Here is a 15,089-nt window from a genome sequence, read left to right on the forward strand (position 1 = left end):
GAGTGAAGGCCCCGGGCTGGGGAGCTCGGGGCCTTCATTGCGGTTGGAGATTGGCCCACCTTGGTTTCGATACGCCGACATAAAGCGTGTCGGCTACTCAACCAGCGGGGGGTTTGGGGGCGAGGGGCGGCGGTTCCTAGGCGGTGGCGCGCTGGCGGCGGACCATGGTGAGGACCACTACGAGGGCGATGCCGAGGAGGAGAGCTCCGCCGGCGCCCCAGATGAGCAGCACGGGTGCGTCGTAGCCGGTGCTGGCGAGGCCGCCACCGGTGTTGTTGACTGCGCCGGTACCCGCATCAATGGCGGTGACGGTGATGGCTGCGGTGCCGACGGTGCCGGAGCTGAGGCCGGTGGCGGTGACGGTGTAGGTGCCCGTGGCGTTGGCCGGCAGGGTGACGTTCACGCTGGCAGCGCCCGCTGCCGAGGCGGTCTTGACCAGGGTCACGGTTGCGGCCTTGAACGCCGACAGGGTCGCGGTTCCGGAGCCGGTGCACGCGAACGACACATCTTCACCGGGGGTGAAGGAACCAGCAGCGAACGTAACGGTCACTGTGCCGCCGGGAACGGCGTCACCGGAGACGGAGACGTTGCCGGCCGGAACATAGCCGGCAGCGTTGGCTGCGGCGGGAACTGCGAAGACTGCGAGTATCGCCAGTGCGATCACCGCGAAAGTTTTTCTTGCCATGGTGGATTCCCCTACTGTGGATCAAACTGAATTCGCCGGGCACTGGCGTGCTTCGAATGAAGCTGGCTTCAAAGAAGCTACCCCCACTTTAGGGGACATTAACAGGAAAAATCCAGTGTCTCTGTTTCGGGGAGATGAATTATCGGGGTGCTCTGCACCGCAAGGTCGCCATCGAACGGCTCGGCGCCCAACCAGTCGAAGCTCAAGACCGTCGATTCACCAGGCGCGAGTTCAACGGCGATCGTGCTGACCGGGTAGGTGGCGTCACTTGCCGGGTGATAGGGCACCTCGGCATCGTCGCGGAGCACTCCGAGGTTTTGCATGTCAGGTGAGCCGTAGACCGAAACCAAGGTCTTGACGTTGCCGGGGGTCACCCCGAAACCACCGCCTCCCGTGACATATTCCGGCAGCGAAGTTGCAGCGTCGGCGGGTGCGGTATTTGTGAGCGTCACGTCGAGGCCGAACTCGGGGCGCAGGTCATTGCGGCAGGTCACCTGACCGACGGCGTACTTCACGTCGAGGTAGGTATCCATTTTGGCGCCGGTGCCATCGTTGAAATAGACGCCCAGACGTTTTACCGCGTCGGTGCTGATCGGTAACGCACCAGCGATCGTCGTTTCGAGCAACGCAGACTGTTCCGCTTCGTGCGCGCTGTAGACGAGCACGCGATGCTCGTCGCCGGCGCGCGCGAGCGCGTCGATCAGTTTCACCGGGTCGGCACCGCCGCCGGCGACGGCCTCGAAGACCGAGGCCGCGGCTGCCGCAAAGAAAGCATCTTGATCGGCGGGGTCGTCGTAGCGCGCATACGCATCGACGAGCAGCAACTGCACCACGTTGTCGGCGGAGAGCACGTCTCCGGTGGGCAGCGTGATCGGTCCGGTGGCGGCGAGGAGGTAGCTCAGCGTGACCGGGTCAAGGGAGATCACGCCGTCGACCGCAACCCCGAACTGCAAGCGCCACATCTCGGCCGCGAGGGGGCCGGAGGTCGTGAAGTTCGGTGTGAGGTTCACGTTCTGAATGTAAGTGCCGGTGATGTCACCGTAGATTCCCCGGGTCTCATTGGTCAGCGGCAGCACCGGGGCGTCGAAACGAGGAAAATCCCCGCTATCGGCCTGCTGGGCGAGTTCGATGCGTCCGTTCTCGGTATGAACCAAGGCGAGCGCCCCGGCGATCCCCCCGGTCGCGCGCAGCTCGGCAGGGTTTTGGAACATCAAGACATAGTTGCGGGGGCCCTCGGCGCCCAGCATGGCCGGCAGCAGTTGCACCGCACGGTTGAGGGCGTCGATTGTGGTGTCCGTGGTCGCTACCGTGGTCTGCAGCTGTGTGGCCGCGTTGGTGACCACGTCGAGGGTTTCTGTCGTATCGATGGAGGACGCCCGGGTAGTGGCGGCGGTGAGGGCCGTGGAGGCGAGGGCGACGTCGCCCTGCGCGTCGACGAGCGGCTGCAGGTTAATGGCGCCGTCGACGGGCTTGAACGCATTGAGATCGACCGTGGTAGCGACTTCAGCGAGGGGGCCCACGGCATCCTGGGCCACGTCATCGACGACGCCGGCGAGCTCGCGTACCGCGGTGAGGTTGGGGCCCAGCCAGGGCAGCACCTCGTAGGCGCGCCAGATGGGGTCGCTCGTGAGGCTGGCGGCGGTGGCTGAGTGACTTTGCAACTCGTCGACGGACTGCGCGGCCGCATCGCCGTCGGCCGCGAGAATCTGCTCTTGAATGGTGGAGGCCAGCGGGATGGCGCTCTCGAGCTCACCCTTGGCGAGATAGCCTCGCACGCCGACCCACGCCGTGGACAGAACCACGAGCGCCAGCACCCCGAGAACCACCCACAACACGATTTTGCGACGCGGGTGCGACCGTTCGCTGCGGCGCGAACGGCGAGACGTCAGGGGCGTGGAGACCATACGAGCATTAAAACAGACGGGCCTTGGAGCCGAGACCGCTCTCGTCGCTCAGGCAGTGCGCCCAGCGGTCAAACCGGGTCAGGGCCGCAGCCTGAGAGAGGTTCTCGTGGCAGTAGTTCTGGCCAGCCGCCCCGAGGGACTGGCACCGGCCCGGGTCGGCCGCGAGCGCGATGACGGCGTCGACGAGAGCCGCCGGGTCGCCGGCGTTGGCGCGCACTCCCCCGCCCGAGAGTTGGAGTTCGCCGGCGGTGACGCTGCCGGCGTCGGTTGCGGCGAGTACCGGCAGGCCGGTGCTGAAGTACGAGGTCAGCTTGCTCGGTACCGACATCTCGGTGACCCCGGGCAGTTCGTTCACCAGCAGCAGGTCGGCGCTGCGCAGGGTGGCCTGAAAGTCGGCGTCGGGCAGCGCGTCGAGAAACTGAATGCGGGTGATGCCCCGGGCGCGGGCGAGCAACGCCTCGCGCTGGTTGCCGTTGCCGAGCAGCACGAACCGCAGCGGCAGGCCGCGGGCGTCGGCCAGCCGGGCGGCCTCCACGACGTTCTCGAGGCCCTGTTTCACGCCCATGTTGCCGGCGTGCAGCACGACCGTGTCGGTCGCTGCCCAGCCGTGGGCGGTGCGCACCGCGGCCCGGTCGACGGCGGGGGGCTCGGGCAGGTGGGTCCAGTTGCGAATGACGTGCACCGCGTCATCCGTCACCCCGAGGGTGCGCACGAGAGCGAGCTTGAAGCGGTCGTGGATCACGGCAACACCGGTGGCGTGACGCAGGGTGGCGCTTTCGATGCGGCGCATGAGCGCGGCGGTGCGGCCGCCGCCGGTGCCGGTCTCGGTGAGGCCCAGGCTGTAGAGGTCTTGCACCCAGATGCCCACCGGCAGGCGGCGGTGCAGCAGCCGGGCACGGGAGAGGGCCACAGCAGTGGAGAACAGTGCCGGGGAGACGAGCAGCAGCACCTGGGGGCGGCCCCAGCGGGTGGTGAGCAGGCGCAGGCCAAAGGAGAGTTCGGAGAGCAGGCGTTGCAGGTTGCTGGGTTGGGCGGGAACGTAGTGGCGCAGGCGGGTGACGGGAACACCGTGGATGCTCTCACGGGTGGTGCGGGCACCGTAACCGTCGCGAATGCGCCACTGCGGGTAGTGCGGATGCGCGGTGATGACGCGCACGCAGTGCCCGAGTGCGGTGAGACCCTCGGCGAGCGCCGTCGTGTAGGGGGCATTGCCGGTGGCTTCGGGGGCGTAGTGCAGGCCGATAATCAGGATGCGCAGGGGGCGGGTGGTCACGAGAAAAGAGTATCCCCCGTTTAGGGGTCACAGGGAGGGAGTATCGACCTAGACTGTTTTTTGCCAGCCTGACGACCAGCGCGGGCAGGAGGCACCGTGACGCAACGCTCGAAAGCACCGGTGGTGTCGCTCGCCCGGGCACCCGGGGAACGCGCCGCCTGGAACCGGCCCGCCGCCGTGGTCTATCTGTGGGGCCTGTGCGAATTGCTGTTCGTGACGAATCCGCTGCAGATCAGTTCGGGCCTGCGGGTGCGGGTGCTGAGATTGTTTGGCGCCGAGATCGGCCGCAACGTGATCTTTCGCCCGCGCACCCGGGTTCGGTTTCCGTGGAAGCTGCACATCGGTGACGACTGCTGGATCGGTGAGGGCGTGTGGTTTCACAACCAGGACCACATCTATCTCGGCCACGATGTCGTCATCTCGCAGGAGAGTTTTCTCACCACCGGCAGCCACGCCCACCGGCGCGACATGGGCCTGCTCACCCGCCCGATTCACATTGAGCCGGGAGTCTGGGTCACGACCCGCAGCATTGTGCTCGGCGGTAGCCGCATCGGCCGGTCGGCGCTGATCTGCCCGGGGACCGTGGTGTCGGGCGACGTGCCCGCCAATGCGATCTTCGGAACCGCCGCCGGCACGGTGCTGGGACAACGATTCGAGTGAGTGCGCCCTTCGTGCTCTACCTCGCGGTGATACCGCGCTACCGCCAGGAGTGCATCGACCTCGTGACCGAGCAACTCGGGTCACGCCTGGCCCTGTATGCCAGCCCGGCGCACCTCGACCCCTCGGTGACCACCGGCATCCGGCCGGGCAGCTACGTGAGCGTGCGCCTGGTGCGGATGCTCGGCAACCGGGCCTTTCTGCAGCTCGGCGGCTGGGGCGCGGTGCTGCGGGCTCGAACCGCGGTGCTTGACCTCAACCCGCGCAGCCTGTCGGCCTGGCTGCTACTGCTGGCCCGGCGCCTGACCGGGCGCCGCACCCTGGTGTGGGGCCACCTGTACCCGATGCAGGGCAGCGCTTCGCCGACCGCGGTGCTGCGCCGCGCGATGCGCCGGTTGGCGCACGGCACGATCACGTATACCTATTCCAGTCGCGAACAGGCCGCGACCGACCTGCCCGGCCACCCGGTGTGGGTGGCTCCGAACGCCCTTTACCGGCAGGCGAGCGTGACGGCGGGTACAGAGGTTGTCGAGGGCGGTCAGGGCCTTCACGGCGGCGAGGGCCCATCAGGCGGCGAGCGCACCGACGTGATCTATGTCGGCCGGTTTGCGCCGGCCAAGAAGGTCGAGCTGCTAGTGCGCGGCTTTGCCCAGTTCAGCCGTGCGGTGCCCGAGGCCCGGCTGGTCTTGATCGGTACCGGCGAGACCGAAGCCGCACTGCGTGCCCTGTGCGCCGAGCTCGGCGTGACCGACCGGGTGCGGATGCCCGGCTGGATCGACGGCGCCAACGCCCTGCGGCCCGAGTACGCGGGCGCATTCGCCTCGGCGTCACCGGGGTTCGCCGGCCTCGGACTCACCCAGTCGTTCGGGTTCGGGGTGCCCTGCCTGGTGGCCCGCGACGAACCGCACTCCCCCGAGATTGAGCTCGCCGACCACGGCGGCGTGACCTGGTGCGCGAGCGACTCACCGCAGGCACTCGCCGACGGCCTGCACAAACTCTGGGCACACCGCGATCAGACACCGGATGCGAGTCTGAGCGACCTCGTGCGGCAGCGTTACAGCGCCGAGGCCATGGCGGCGGGGTTGCGGGCCGCGCTCGAGGGTGACGCGCCACGCGAGGTAGGGTCGGGGCGACGCACGGCATCCGCTACCGAGATTGGAACCCCCATGGAGTCAAACCTCACCGGTCGCGGGCGGCTGCGCGGCCCCGCCGAATCCGCGGTGCGCACGGTGCTGCAGCGCCTGGCCGTTGGCGCGAACGTGACCGTGGGTCAGAGCCTGCGCGTGGGCCGCGGCGCCATCGTGAGCGCCCCCCACGACCTGCGCATTGGCGACTGGGTGAGCATCGGCCCGCGCTCCATCGTCGAAGCCGACGGCAGCATCGGCGATTTTGCCCTGATCGGCAAGTCGGTGCAGATCATGGGCCGTGACGATCACGCGATCGACGAGATCGGAACGCCGTTCATCTTCTCGACCTGGGCCGGCGACCGCCCGGCCACCCCGCGTGACCGCGTCACCATCGGCCGGGACGTGTGGATCGGCGGCGGCGCCGTCGTGATGGGCGGCGTAACCGTGGGGGAAGGCGCCATCGTGGGCGCCGCCAGCGTCGTCACCCGTGACGTGGAACCGTTCACGATCGTGGTCGGTAACCCGGCCCGGCTGATTCGGCGACGGTTCGCCGGCTCGGCCGACGAGGTGGCGCACAGCCGTGGCCTCGATGAGCTATCGAAGCGGATGCGCGCGGCGGCCACGCAGACTCGATAGCGGCGGCGCGGCTCGCTCTGCCGGGCCGGCGACGAAGGGTTCACCGGGTGCGTCAGGTGCGGGCTCGTCGGCCGCCTGCGACGGATGCCCGGCCACGGCGGCCGCCCCCACCAGCGCGAGCGCCAGCGCGAGCGCCACGGCGAAGCCCTTGTCTTCGGTCGTCGCCCCAAAGGGCAGCAGGCACACCCAGAACAGGGCCGCGCCCCGCACCGCCGTGCTCTCGAGCAGCCACGGCTCACCGGGCATGCGGCGCACCAGGGAGTAGACGATGAGGGCCAGGCTCACGAACAGCACGATGGTGCCGAACAGCCCGAACTTGGCCGGGTACATGAGCGGGGTGTCGAGGGAGAAGTTGAGCAGCCCCGACCCCGGGTTCGGATTGGGAAAGAACTCCCCCACCCCCTGCCCGAAGAACGGAGATTCAACATAGATCTGCCCCGCATAGGCGTAGGCGCGTTCACGAATGGCACCGGAGTAGTCCTGCGACACATCCGAGTTGAAGACCGTGAGAATCGACGCCAGCCGATCGGTGACGAACGTTCTCGACGAGAACAGGGCGCCGGCCGTGGGCAGCAGCACCGCGATGGCGGCGACGGATGCCACACCGCCCAGCACCAAGTGCGAGAAACCCACCCGCTGCTTACGGGCCGCACCGGCCATGCCGGCGAGCACCACGATCAGCAGAATACCGGTGCGGGTTCCGGTCACGAGCACGGCCACGACGAGCGCCGCGGCGAGCGCCATCCAGAGCAGGTTGCGTCGGCCCCCGGCCAGGCCCAGCCCGAACGACAGGGCCAGGGCGATCGAAATGGCCACGATCGATGACAGCAACGACTGGGTGCTGTCGACTTCGCCAAAGCCGCGGCGTTGGATCCACGCCACCGCGAACGCGAGGGCCGACACCGTGCCGATGACCAGGGTCAGGCCACGCACGAACCTGAGCGTCAGCACGGTGCAGGCGCTCACGCCGAGTACCACGCCGGCGGGAATGAGCAGGTAGGTGAGGGCATCCCGGGCCCAGTCTTCAAACGGGATGCCGCGCACCGCGAGGCTATGGAACGCGGTGACGAGCAGAATCCAGCCGGAGAGCAGGGCGCAGCCGAGCAGGGCCGGCCGAAATCGTTGCACCAGGTGCGGCGGCAGGTCGTGCTTGAGGTGCACGAGGGCGAACACCACGAAGATGATGACTCCGATGACGTAGCCGAGCTTGGTGGGCGTGAGGCCCTCACCGGTCTGAAAGGCGAGCAGGGCGCCGCCGCAGAACCAGACCAGGGCTGCCATGGGTCGGGCATGGCCGGGCGTCATGGGTGGCTCCCCTCGGGGGCTGTGGCGGTGGTTGTGGCTGTGGTTGTGGCCGTGGTCGTCTCGGCCGGAAGCAGGCGTGGAGCAGGGCGCTGCCCGGAGCGGCGCTTCGGCGCGCGGGCACGCAGAAACGGCACCTCCAGAAAGCGGTAGCTGAGCGCGGTCAGCACCACGGCGAGCGCAACGCCGATGGCCGCGAGCACCGGCATGGGCAGGCCGAGGCGCTCGTGGCTCAGCACCTGCATGGGAACGAGATGCCACAGGTACAGGCTGTAGCTGACCCGGCCGAGCAGCGCGAGCGGGGCCACCTCGAACAGCCCCACCACGCGGTTGCCGTGCCAGACGGAGCCGAGCACCACGAGCGCCACGGACGCGACCGTGACGAGGGGAAACCCGAGAAAACGGTAGGGCGGCAGCTTCTCGTTCGATCCCCACAGCACCCACACCAGCAGGGCGGCGAGCGCGGTCAACAGGATCACGGTGCGCAGCCACGGAGCGACGGCAAATCGCGGGGGCCGGGCGGAGAGCATCCAGAGCGCGGCGGCACAGCCCACGAGCAGCTGGCCCGAGCGGGCGAAGGGCCCGTAGTAGAACCATTCGCCGGTGCCGGGCAGGGCCACGATGTACAGCGCGGCGGCGAGCGCGATGGTGACGACCGCCAAGCGGCCGGCCGAGACTCCGCGGCCACGCGCCCAGTACAGGCCGAGCGGCCAGAGCAGGTAGAAGATCCACTCCACCGACAGCGACCAGGTGTGCCCGAACATCACCATCTGAGTCAGGTCGAGGCCTTTCACGAAGGTTCCGGCCTGAACGGATGCCAGCAGCGCGTCACCGGCGGCGCCCGACACGGACTGCGGAAAGTTCAGCACGGCCATGGCGAGGGTGGCCACCGCGAGCAGCCCGATGAGCGCCGGGTACAGCCGTCGAACGCGCCGCTTCAGAAACGTACCGTACCGGAAGGCCAGGCTTGCCGGGGTGGTGCCGCGCCAGAGGATGCTCGTGATGAGAAAGCCGCTGAGCACGAAGAAGATGTCCACGCCCACGTAGCCGCCAGGAAAGTAGGGCAGATACGGGTGCGCCCAGTGCACGGAGATGACCGCGAGAATGGCGATGGCGCGGATGCCGTCGAGGTATTGAACTCGATCGGTGCGGGAACCGAGCTGGGTGGTCATGCGCAAGTCCTCATCTTGTCGGTCGGTCACTGGGCCTGTCTTTATGCCTGTTTCTTATGCCTGTTTTTTCGCCGCGAGTCGGCTCAGCAGGCTTTCCAGCGGGCGCAGTAGGGCATCCTTTGCCTTCTGCGCCGAAGCGGAATAGGCCTGGCCGGTTGACCCCGACACTCCCCCGAGGGCGGGCCGGGCCGTGAAACGCACGAGGGACAGCCGTTTCAGCGCGAGGCCCGCCGCGAGTTGCGATGCCACGGCGTGTTCGAGGTAGACGCCTCGGTCGTCGTCGACGAGAGTGCCGGCGGCAACGAGCATCCGCTGCCAGACGTCGACGCTCGCCCCGACAAACCGAGTGTCGACGTAGTCGCGGTTGAGGCTCATGCGTGCGGCGACCTCGCCCGGCCGCAGCGGGCGCAGCAACTGGTCGGCGTTGGCGAGCGTGAGCCGGCCCGTGGCCTTGTAGACGGTGGTGTCGCCGGGCAGGCAGAGTTCGGTCAGTGCGCTGCCGATGGCGGCCATCTCAATGGCGCCCTTGCCGCGCCGGATCTGTTCGGGCGTGGCCGTGTAGTGCAGCACCGCGACGGTGTCGGCGAGCGCAGCGGGCGTGCGTGAGAGCAGCAGGTCGCGGTCGGCGGCGCTGGTTTCGACCAGGGCGAGCGCGAATCCGGCGGCGTGCGCGGCCTCGGCCCACACGGGCAGGGCCTGCTGATACTGCCGCAGGCGTTCGTCGACGGCCTGCACGGTGAGGCGGGTGGCGACGTTCGGATTCACCGTCGCGGTGAGCAGCACCAGGGGGCGGGGCGGGGTCATCGGGTTCTCCGGTATTCGTGGGTCACGCCAAGAAGCAGCAGGGTCAGCAGCAGAAGTTGTGCGCTCAGCGAGGCCCACGCGATGCCGGTCGCCCCGAAGGCGCTGCCGAGGGTGGCGACGAGGGCCAGCTGGGCGCTGACGACCACGGCGACGGCCGCGGCGGCGAAGCGTTCCCGGCCGAGGGCCTGCAGGCCCACGAGCAGCGGCGCCGAGAGGATCGACACGGCCGACACCAGGCAGAGAATCCGCAGCACATCGACGGACGCGGCGTAGGCGTCACCGAGCACGAACGGCACGAAAACGGGTGCGATGACGAACATGACTCCGCACAGCGCGAGCGCTGCGACGGGCAGCCAGACCCCGGCACGCAGCGCGCGGGCAGCGGATGCGACACTGCCCGAGCGAGCGATGAACGGTGCCGCCGCGGAGGCAAAGGCGGCCGCGAGCAGGCCGAGGGGCTGGGTCCAGCGATTGACGGCCCCGTAGATGCCGGCCGCCGGCGCCCCGCCGACGAGACCGAGAAGTGGCAGGTCGAGCGATTGGGCACTCACCGCGAGTCCGGACACCCCGAAGTATCTCGACCCCGTGTAGGGGCTTCTTCGGAAGGGGTGACCGAAGCGGGGGCGCAGAGCGACGGGCGTGAGCAGCCATCCGGTGGCGGCCGCGGCGAGTGACCCAATCGACAGGGCCGCCCAGAGCACGTCACGGCTAGTGCCGCCGAGGGCGATCAGCACGAAGAAGGCGCCGACGGCCACGAGCCGGTCGGTGACGATCGACAGGGCCACGACCTCGGCGCGGCGGGCCCCGCGCAGCGCCACCTGCATGCTCTGGTTGAGCATGATGCAGAACGTGACGGGGGCCGCCATCCACAGCGCGGTCTGCGGAAAGATCAGCACCGCCGCGAGTGCGCCGAACAGGCAGATGACGGCCGCGATGATGAGTTTGCCGAGCAGGCGAGCGCCGAACTGCCGGGTGGTGAGGCGGCCGGTGGTGAGTTCACGCACCCAGAGGGTGTTGGTTCCAAAGTCGAGAAAGCCCGCGGCGACGATGCCGATGGCGATCGCGGCGACGATGAGGCCGTACTGGGCGGGCGAGCTGTCGCGGGCGGCGACGACGTAGATGACCGCGACCAGGACCTGGGCGCTGCCGGTGGAGGCGGCCAGGGCCAGGGCCTGGGTGCCAACGCCGCGCCGGGCTGGGGTCTGGGGCTGGGCCTGGGCAGGGGCCGGCAGCGTGTCGTTGCGATGGTCTCGTTTCACGGCGGGGTTCGCTTCACAGCAGGGCCTGCGCGAATGCCGTAGCCGTGAGGCCGGGCCGAGGCAGCGGTCGGGGCTGCGCCGCACAGGTTGACATGGTCTGCGCGATCTCGGCCGGGGACAGCGGGCACCAGGTGGCGGCGGCGGGGAGGGCGGCGGCATCCGTCTTTAATGATCGTGCACCGGAGGCCAGCACGCGTGTGCCGGCGGCGGCGGCCTTGCCGAAGAGTCCGCTCGGGCCTTCGTTGCTGTGGGCCAGCACCACGCAGTCGGCGGCGGCCACGGCGGAGTCGAGCTCATGGTCGGTGAGCACGCGGTCAATCAGGCGAAAGTCGATGTGGAGCGCGCGCAGCTCGGCGAGCAGGTGGGCGAGGGGGGCCGTGCTGGCCGCGTTGTCCGCGTCGTTGTGGCGCACGGTGTCGTCGATCTGACCGGCGATCAGCAGACCGACCCGGGCCTGCTGCTCGGTGGGCAGCAGGGCGAGCGCCGCGACAATGGTCGGCAGGTTTTTGCGGCACGTGATGGCGCCGAGCACGGCGAACCAGTAGAGCGGCTGCTGAAGGGACCACGAAGCGCGCAGCGACTGAACGCTGTCGGGAGTGGCCGTCATGGTGACCGGGTCGGGAGCGATCGCGAAGGCGCTCGTGCCCGTGAACGTCGCGGCCTTCAACACGGATACCCGCACCCGCGCCGCTCGGGTGCCGCGCCGGATCAGAGCGGTTCGCAGCACGGTTTTGAGGGCTTGCACGCCCGGCAGCGCCTGAGGGAAGGCGCTCTCACGCATGATGAGCAGCGAGAGTTCACCGCGCCCCCGCCAGGTGGGGTTGCGGCCGAGGGCGAGCGTGAGGCTGTCACCGTTGGGGACGACCACGAGGGTGGTGCCCAGGCGGTGGGACAGCTCGGCCAGGGCGGGGAGGGTGAAGGTGGTGGCGGTGAGGAGGGTGAGGCGGGGTGGCTTGGCTGTGGCGGCTTCGGTGGCCAGCTCGGCGAGGTGGGTGGCGAATTCGGGCGTGGCGGTGGCACCGGGCCGCAGCACGATGAACACGTCGTCACCCCGAGACAGGGCAGCCTCCGCGAGCAGGCGCACGTAGTAGAGGCGGTGCCCTCGAGCGATGCTCTCTACGATCAGGGTGGTGCGGGGCTGGGCGTGATGCTGGGCCGAGTTCGGCTGGTGGTCGTCGCGGCCCGGCTTGGTTGGCTGGGTGGTGCGCTGGGTGGTGCGCTGGGTGGTGCGCTGGGTGGTCAAATCGCACCGTCCGACACGAGTACGGCGCGCATGGTGCGCCAGAGGATGACGATGTCGCCGGTCAGGCTCCAGTTTTCGACGTAGTAGAGGTCGAGGCGGATGCTGTCTTCCCAGCTCAGGTTGGAGCGTCCGCTGACCTGCCAGAGGCCGCTCATGCCGGGTTTGACGAAGAGGCGGCGGTGGGCGGCGGAGTCGTAGAGGTTGACCTCGCCCTCGCGCTGCGGGCGGGGGCCGACGAGGCTCATGTCGCCCCTGAGTACGTTGATCAGCTGAGGAAACTCGTCGAGGGAGTATTTGCGCAGCGCTCCGCCAACCCGGGTGAGGCGCGGGTCGTTGCGCACCTTGAAGAGCGGGCGGTCGGCCGTGCCCTGTTCTTTGAGCAGTGCCGCGAGTTGATCGTCGGCGTTGACGCGCATGGTGCGAAATTTGAGCATGTTGAAGAGCTGGCCGTTGAGGCCGACGCGTTCCTGGCGGTAGAAGACCGGGCCGTCGCTCGTGAGGGCGACCAAGACGGCGAGCACGATGAGCGCCGGGGAAAGCACGAGCAACAGCAGGCCCGAACCGGCCACGTCGAAGGCGCGCTTGGCGAACCGTTTGCCCCCCTCGAAACTCGGGGTCTCCACGTGGATGAGCGGAAATCCGGCCACCGGGCGGGTGTGGATGCGCGGGCCGCCGATATCGGTCAGGCTCGGCGCCACAACCAGGTGCTGGCGCCCCGGCTCGAGGCCCCAACTGAGCTCACGCACCCGCTCGGGCGGCAGCTCATCGGCGCTCGTGATGATCACGGTGTCGGCACCGCTCGCCGTGAGGGCAACCATGATCGTGTCGAGGGTGCCAATGACCGGGATATCGGTGTCGGGCAGGTTCTGCGGGCTTTTGGTGAGCACGGTGCCGGGGATGCAGGCGCCCACGACGTGGTAACCGGTCTCGGGCTGCTTACCCAGCTCGCGGGCCAGGTGGGTGGCGCTGGCTTGCGAGCCGACGAGCAATACCTGGGAGGAGCAGCGCCCCATGCGGCGTTCGGCGCCGAGCCATTGCCGCCAGATCCAGCGGGAAAACAGCAGAATCGCGAGGCCCAGGGGCAGGGCGATGAGAATGTAGCCGCGGGCCAGGTCGATCTTGACCAGGAAGGCGATGATGGCGATGAGCCCGAACAGGCGCAGCGTACCGTCGGCGATGGCCTTGTATTCGGCGGTGCCGGTGCCGAGCACGCGCGATTCGCGCGTTCCGTAGAGACGGAGGGTAAGCATCCACGCAAGAATGGTGACCACCGAGATCGTGGAGTAGCTGAGGGTCGTCATGGTGGCGTTACTGAAATTCACCGGGGTCGAGAAGCCGAGCCAGGCGATTTGCACGCCGAAGACGACCCAGATGAGAACGAGAAAGTCGGTGAGCACGACGCGCATCGCGTAGGCGCGGTGCCAGTCGGGGGCAGCATCCCGACCGATGGTCTGTACCGGTGAGGTGCGTGCCCGGGCGGCCTGCGCCTCGGAGGCTGCTTCGGCTATGCGCGGGGTGCGGCGGCGCGTGGGCGTGAACGCCGGGCCCGGTATGCGGTGTTCAAATGCCATATCGCTTCCCACTTGCGTCTGTCGGTACGGTTCGTGCCTGTCGGGAGCGAGGAGACCGACCACTGAAATAACGTACCCCAAATGGGGGGTGGATAACAGAGTCTTTGTGACCTGATCGGGGGGTATGTGATGAAAAGCCGAGATCAGCTCAGCAAAAGCCGTGTTGCGCTGGCCCCGCGCGCGGGTGCGTACCATTCGACGGAGATTGGCTGGTAGGTGAGTGACCGGGGCTTGAAAACAGTCGTTTTCGGGGTGAAACTCCGTCGAATGGTACGGGGGCGCGGGGCTCGAGGGCCGGCCGTGAGCCCTGGGCTGGGGCGGGTTCCGGGGCCGGCGACGGGGCATCCGTCGACCGCCTCAGGCGTGGGCGTACCATTCGACGGAGTTTGGGGCAGCAGGGACAGGTTTGAGGCCGGAGGGGCCGTTAGCGGGGGGAAACACCGTCGAATGGTACGGGGGCGCGGGGCTCGAGGGCCGGCGACGGGGCATCCGTCGTCTGCCTCACGCGTGGGCGTACCATTCGACGGAGATTGGGGCACCAGGGACAGGTTTGAGGCCGGAGGGGCCGGGCGGGGGGGGAAACACCGTCGAATGGTACGGGGGCGAGGCGAACCGGGGTGGAGCTGGAGCACCGGGAACGCGAGAACAGCTCTGCCGGGCTCGCGAGCCTGCCGCGGGGTTGGGCGCTGGCGCGCCCAACCCCTTGCCCTCGGTATTGCTGCCGGGCTCTTCGAAGCCCCACGTGCGGCCACCCGGGCGCGGATGTCACCATCACCGCGCGCGGGTTGACCTCCCGTAGTTTTGCGGGTGAACAAAGTTGGCTCGCGGCTGAACTCCGTCGAATGGTACGGGCAGTTCTGTTGTGCGGCGGTGTGGGCGACGAGGTGAGTATTCGAGGCTTTGATAGCCGCCCAATCGTGCAGTTCAGAGCCCCCGAGCGGGCGAAAGAGAGCGAATGGTGTCATCGCTCAGTGCCACTGGCCCGCTTGCGGTCAGTAATGACGCCAGTGTCGGCGCCGAAATGGATCTTTGGGTGCCGTGCCGGGCGTCCGAGAGCCACGAGGTTGTCGCAAATTCGGACCCTCCGGTGCAACATCGAAAGCTGCTACGTTCTCTCCCGATGTCGAACGCTCAATCGACGTTACTTCTGCCGCAGTTCAATTTCACAACACTCGGTGCTTCGACTGACTTCCAGAGTGGAGCCGATGCGCGTGTCTGGATCGACCGAACCGATGGAGCGCCCCTGTCTGAGTCATACCCACCCCCCTGTAGCCACTGCTTCTGGGTGGACACTTTGGCATTCTTGGAATGCACCGTCATCGCTCGGCTCACCAGGGCATCTTCACTACACGGACCAACCGGTCCTCATGGTCGCTAACCGCGATGCCGCTCGAGCTGACCAAACTATGTTGTTGTTCGGTGGAATGGCAATCGCTTTAGCCCTGCCATGAATATG

Annotated in this window: 10 protein-coding genes and 2 pseudogenes; 3 read left to right on the top strand and 9 right to left on the bottom strand. The window is 68.2% G+C overall.

The window, feature by feature from the left end; all coding sequences use genetic code 11:
- Window positions 1–136 precede the first annotated feature (136 nt).
- The 3 genes from E3T55_RS21030 to E3T55_RS10695 all read right to left on the bottom strand — a co-directional run bounded on the left by E3T55_RS21030 (window position 137) and on the right by E3T55_RS10695 (window position 3,862).
- Window positions 137–685, bottom strand: coding sequence for a sortase (locus E3T55_RS21030; RefSeq protein WP_134519562.1), 549 nt, complete (start codon window positions 683–685; stop codon window positions 137–139).
- Window positions 686–783: 98 nt separating this feature from the next.
- Window positions 784–2,589 carry a DUF4012 domain-containing protein gene (locus E3T55_RS10690; RefSeq protein WP_134519563.1) on the bottom strand — a complete coding sequence of 602 codons (1,806 nt, stop codon included), beginning with the start codon at window positions 2,587–2,589 and terminating at the stop codon, window positions 784–786.
- Between the two features lie 7 nt (window positions 2,590–2,596).
- Window positions 2,597–3,862: a glycosyltransferase gene (locus E3T55_RS10695; RefSeq protein WP_134519564.1), complete on the bottom strand. Its 1,266-nt coding sequence runs from the start codon at window positions 3,860–3,862 to the stop codon at window positions 2,597–2,599.
- Window positions 3,863–3,958: 96 nt separating this feature from the next.
- Between E3T55_RS10695 and E3T55_RS10700 the strand changes: the two genes are divergently transcribed.
- From E3T55_RS10700 to E3T55_RS21260, 3 genes and pseudogenes are all read left to right on the top strand, one after another.
- The gene (locus tag E3T55_RS10700; RefSeq protein WP_134519565.1) at window positions 3,959–4,522 is read left to right on the top strand and encodes an LbetaH domain-containing protein; all 564 of its coding nucleotides are present in this window, start codon (window positions 3,959–3,961) and stop codon (window positions 4,520–4,522) included.
- A gap of 383 nt (window positions 4,523–4,905) precedes the next feature.
- Window positions 4,906–5,511, top strand: a pseudogene (locus tag E3T55_RS21180) (glycosyltransferase); the annotation flags it as partial.
- Between the two features lie 525 nt (window positions 5,512–6,036).
- A pseudogene (locus E3T55_RS21260) lies at window positions 6,037–6,282 on the top strand (acetyltransferase); the annotation flags it as partial.
- Here the strand turns inward: E3T55_RS21260 and E3T55_RS10710 are convergent.
- Genes E3T55_RS10710 through E3T55_RS10735 form a run of 6 tightly spaced genes read right to left on the bottom strand, consistent with a single transcriptional unit; the run spans window position 6,241 to window position 13,633 of the window.
- Complete coding sequence (locus E3T55_RS10710; RefSeq protein ID WP_134519567.1) at window positions 6,241–7,587, bottom strand: O-antigen ligase family protein; 1,347 nt, start codon at window positions 7,585–7,587, stop codon at window positions 6,241–6,243. The pseudogene E3T55_RS21260 and the gene E3T55_RS10710 sit on opposite strands and share 42 nt — an antisense overlap.
- Complete coding sequence (locus E3T55_RS10715; RefSeq protein ID WP_134519568.1) at window positions 7,584–8,756, bottom strand: acyltransferase family protein; 1,173 nt, start codon at window positions 8,754–8,756, stop codon at window positions 7,584–7,586. The genes E3T55_RS10710 and E3T55_RS10715 overlap by 4 nt, the downstream gene beginning before the upstream one ends.
- A 54-nt stretch (window positions 8,757–8,810) precedes the next feature.
- Window positions 8,811–9,560 (bottom strand): hypothetical protein, encoded by a 750-nt coding sequence (locus tag E3T55_RS10720; protein ID WP_134519569.1) that lies wholly within the window; start codon window positions 9,558–9,560, stop codon window positions 8,811–8,813.
- Window positions 9,557–10,819, bottom strand: coding sequence for a lipopolysaccharide biosynthesis protein (locus E3T55_RS10725; protein ID WP_134519570.1), 1,263 nt, complete (start codon window positions 10,817–10,819; stop codon window positions 9,557–9,559). The genes E3T55_RS10720 and E3T55_RS10725 overlap by 4 nt, the downstream gene beginning before the upstream one ends.
- A 13-nt stretch (window positions 10,820–10,832) precedes the next feature.
- Window positions 10,833–12,062, bottom strand: a complete 1,230-nt coding sequence (locus E3T55_RS10730) for a glycosyltransferase family protein (protein ID WP_134519571.1) — start codon at window positions 12,060–12,062, stop codon at window positions 10,833–10,835.
- Window positions 12,059–13,633, bottom strand: coding sequence for a sugar transferase (locus E3T55_RS10735; protein ID WP_134519572.1), 1,575 nt, complete (start codon window positions 13,631–13,633; stop codon window positions 12,059–12,061). The genes E3T55_RS10730 and E3T55_RS10735 overlap by 4 nt, the downstream gene beginning before the upstream one ends.
- Window positions 13,634–15,089: the final 1,456 nt, after the last annotated feature.

This window comes from Cryobacterium frigoriphilum (assembly GCF_004403305.1).
GTDB classification, from domain to species: Bacteria; Actinomycetota; Actinomycetes; order Actinomycetales; family Microbacteriaceae; genus Cryobacterium; species Cryobacterium frigoriphilum.

What these genes read in the sequence shown, in the direction of transcription:
- E3T55_RS21030 (WP_134519562.1), bottom strand. Translation starts at nt 685, where the DNA reads ATGGCAAGAAAAACTTTCGCGGTGATCGCACTGGCGATACTCGCAGTC.
- E3T55_RS10690 (WP_134519563.1), bottom strand. Translation starts at nt 2,589, where the DNA reads ATGGTCTCCACGCCCCTGACGTCTCGCCGTTCGCGCCGCAGCGAACGG.
- E3T55_RS10710 (WP_134519567.1), bottom strand. Translation starts at nt 7,587, where the DNA reads ATGACGCCCGGCCATGCCCGACCCATGGCAGCCCTGGTCTGGTTCTGC.
- E3T55_RS10715 (WP_134519568.1), bottom strand. Translation starts at nt 8,756, where the DNA reads ATGACCACCCAGCTCGGTTCCCGCACCGATCGAGTTCAATACCTCGAC.
- E3T55_RS10720 (WP_134519569.1), bottom strand. Translation starts at nt 9,560, where the DNA reads ATGACCCCGCCCCGCCCCCTGGTGCTGCTCACCGCGACGGTGAATCCG.
- E3T55_RS10735 (WP_134519572.1), bottom strand. Translation starts at nt 13,633, where the DNA reads ATGGCATTTGAACACCGCATACCGGGCCCGGCGTTCACGCCCACGCGC.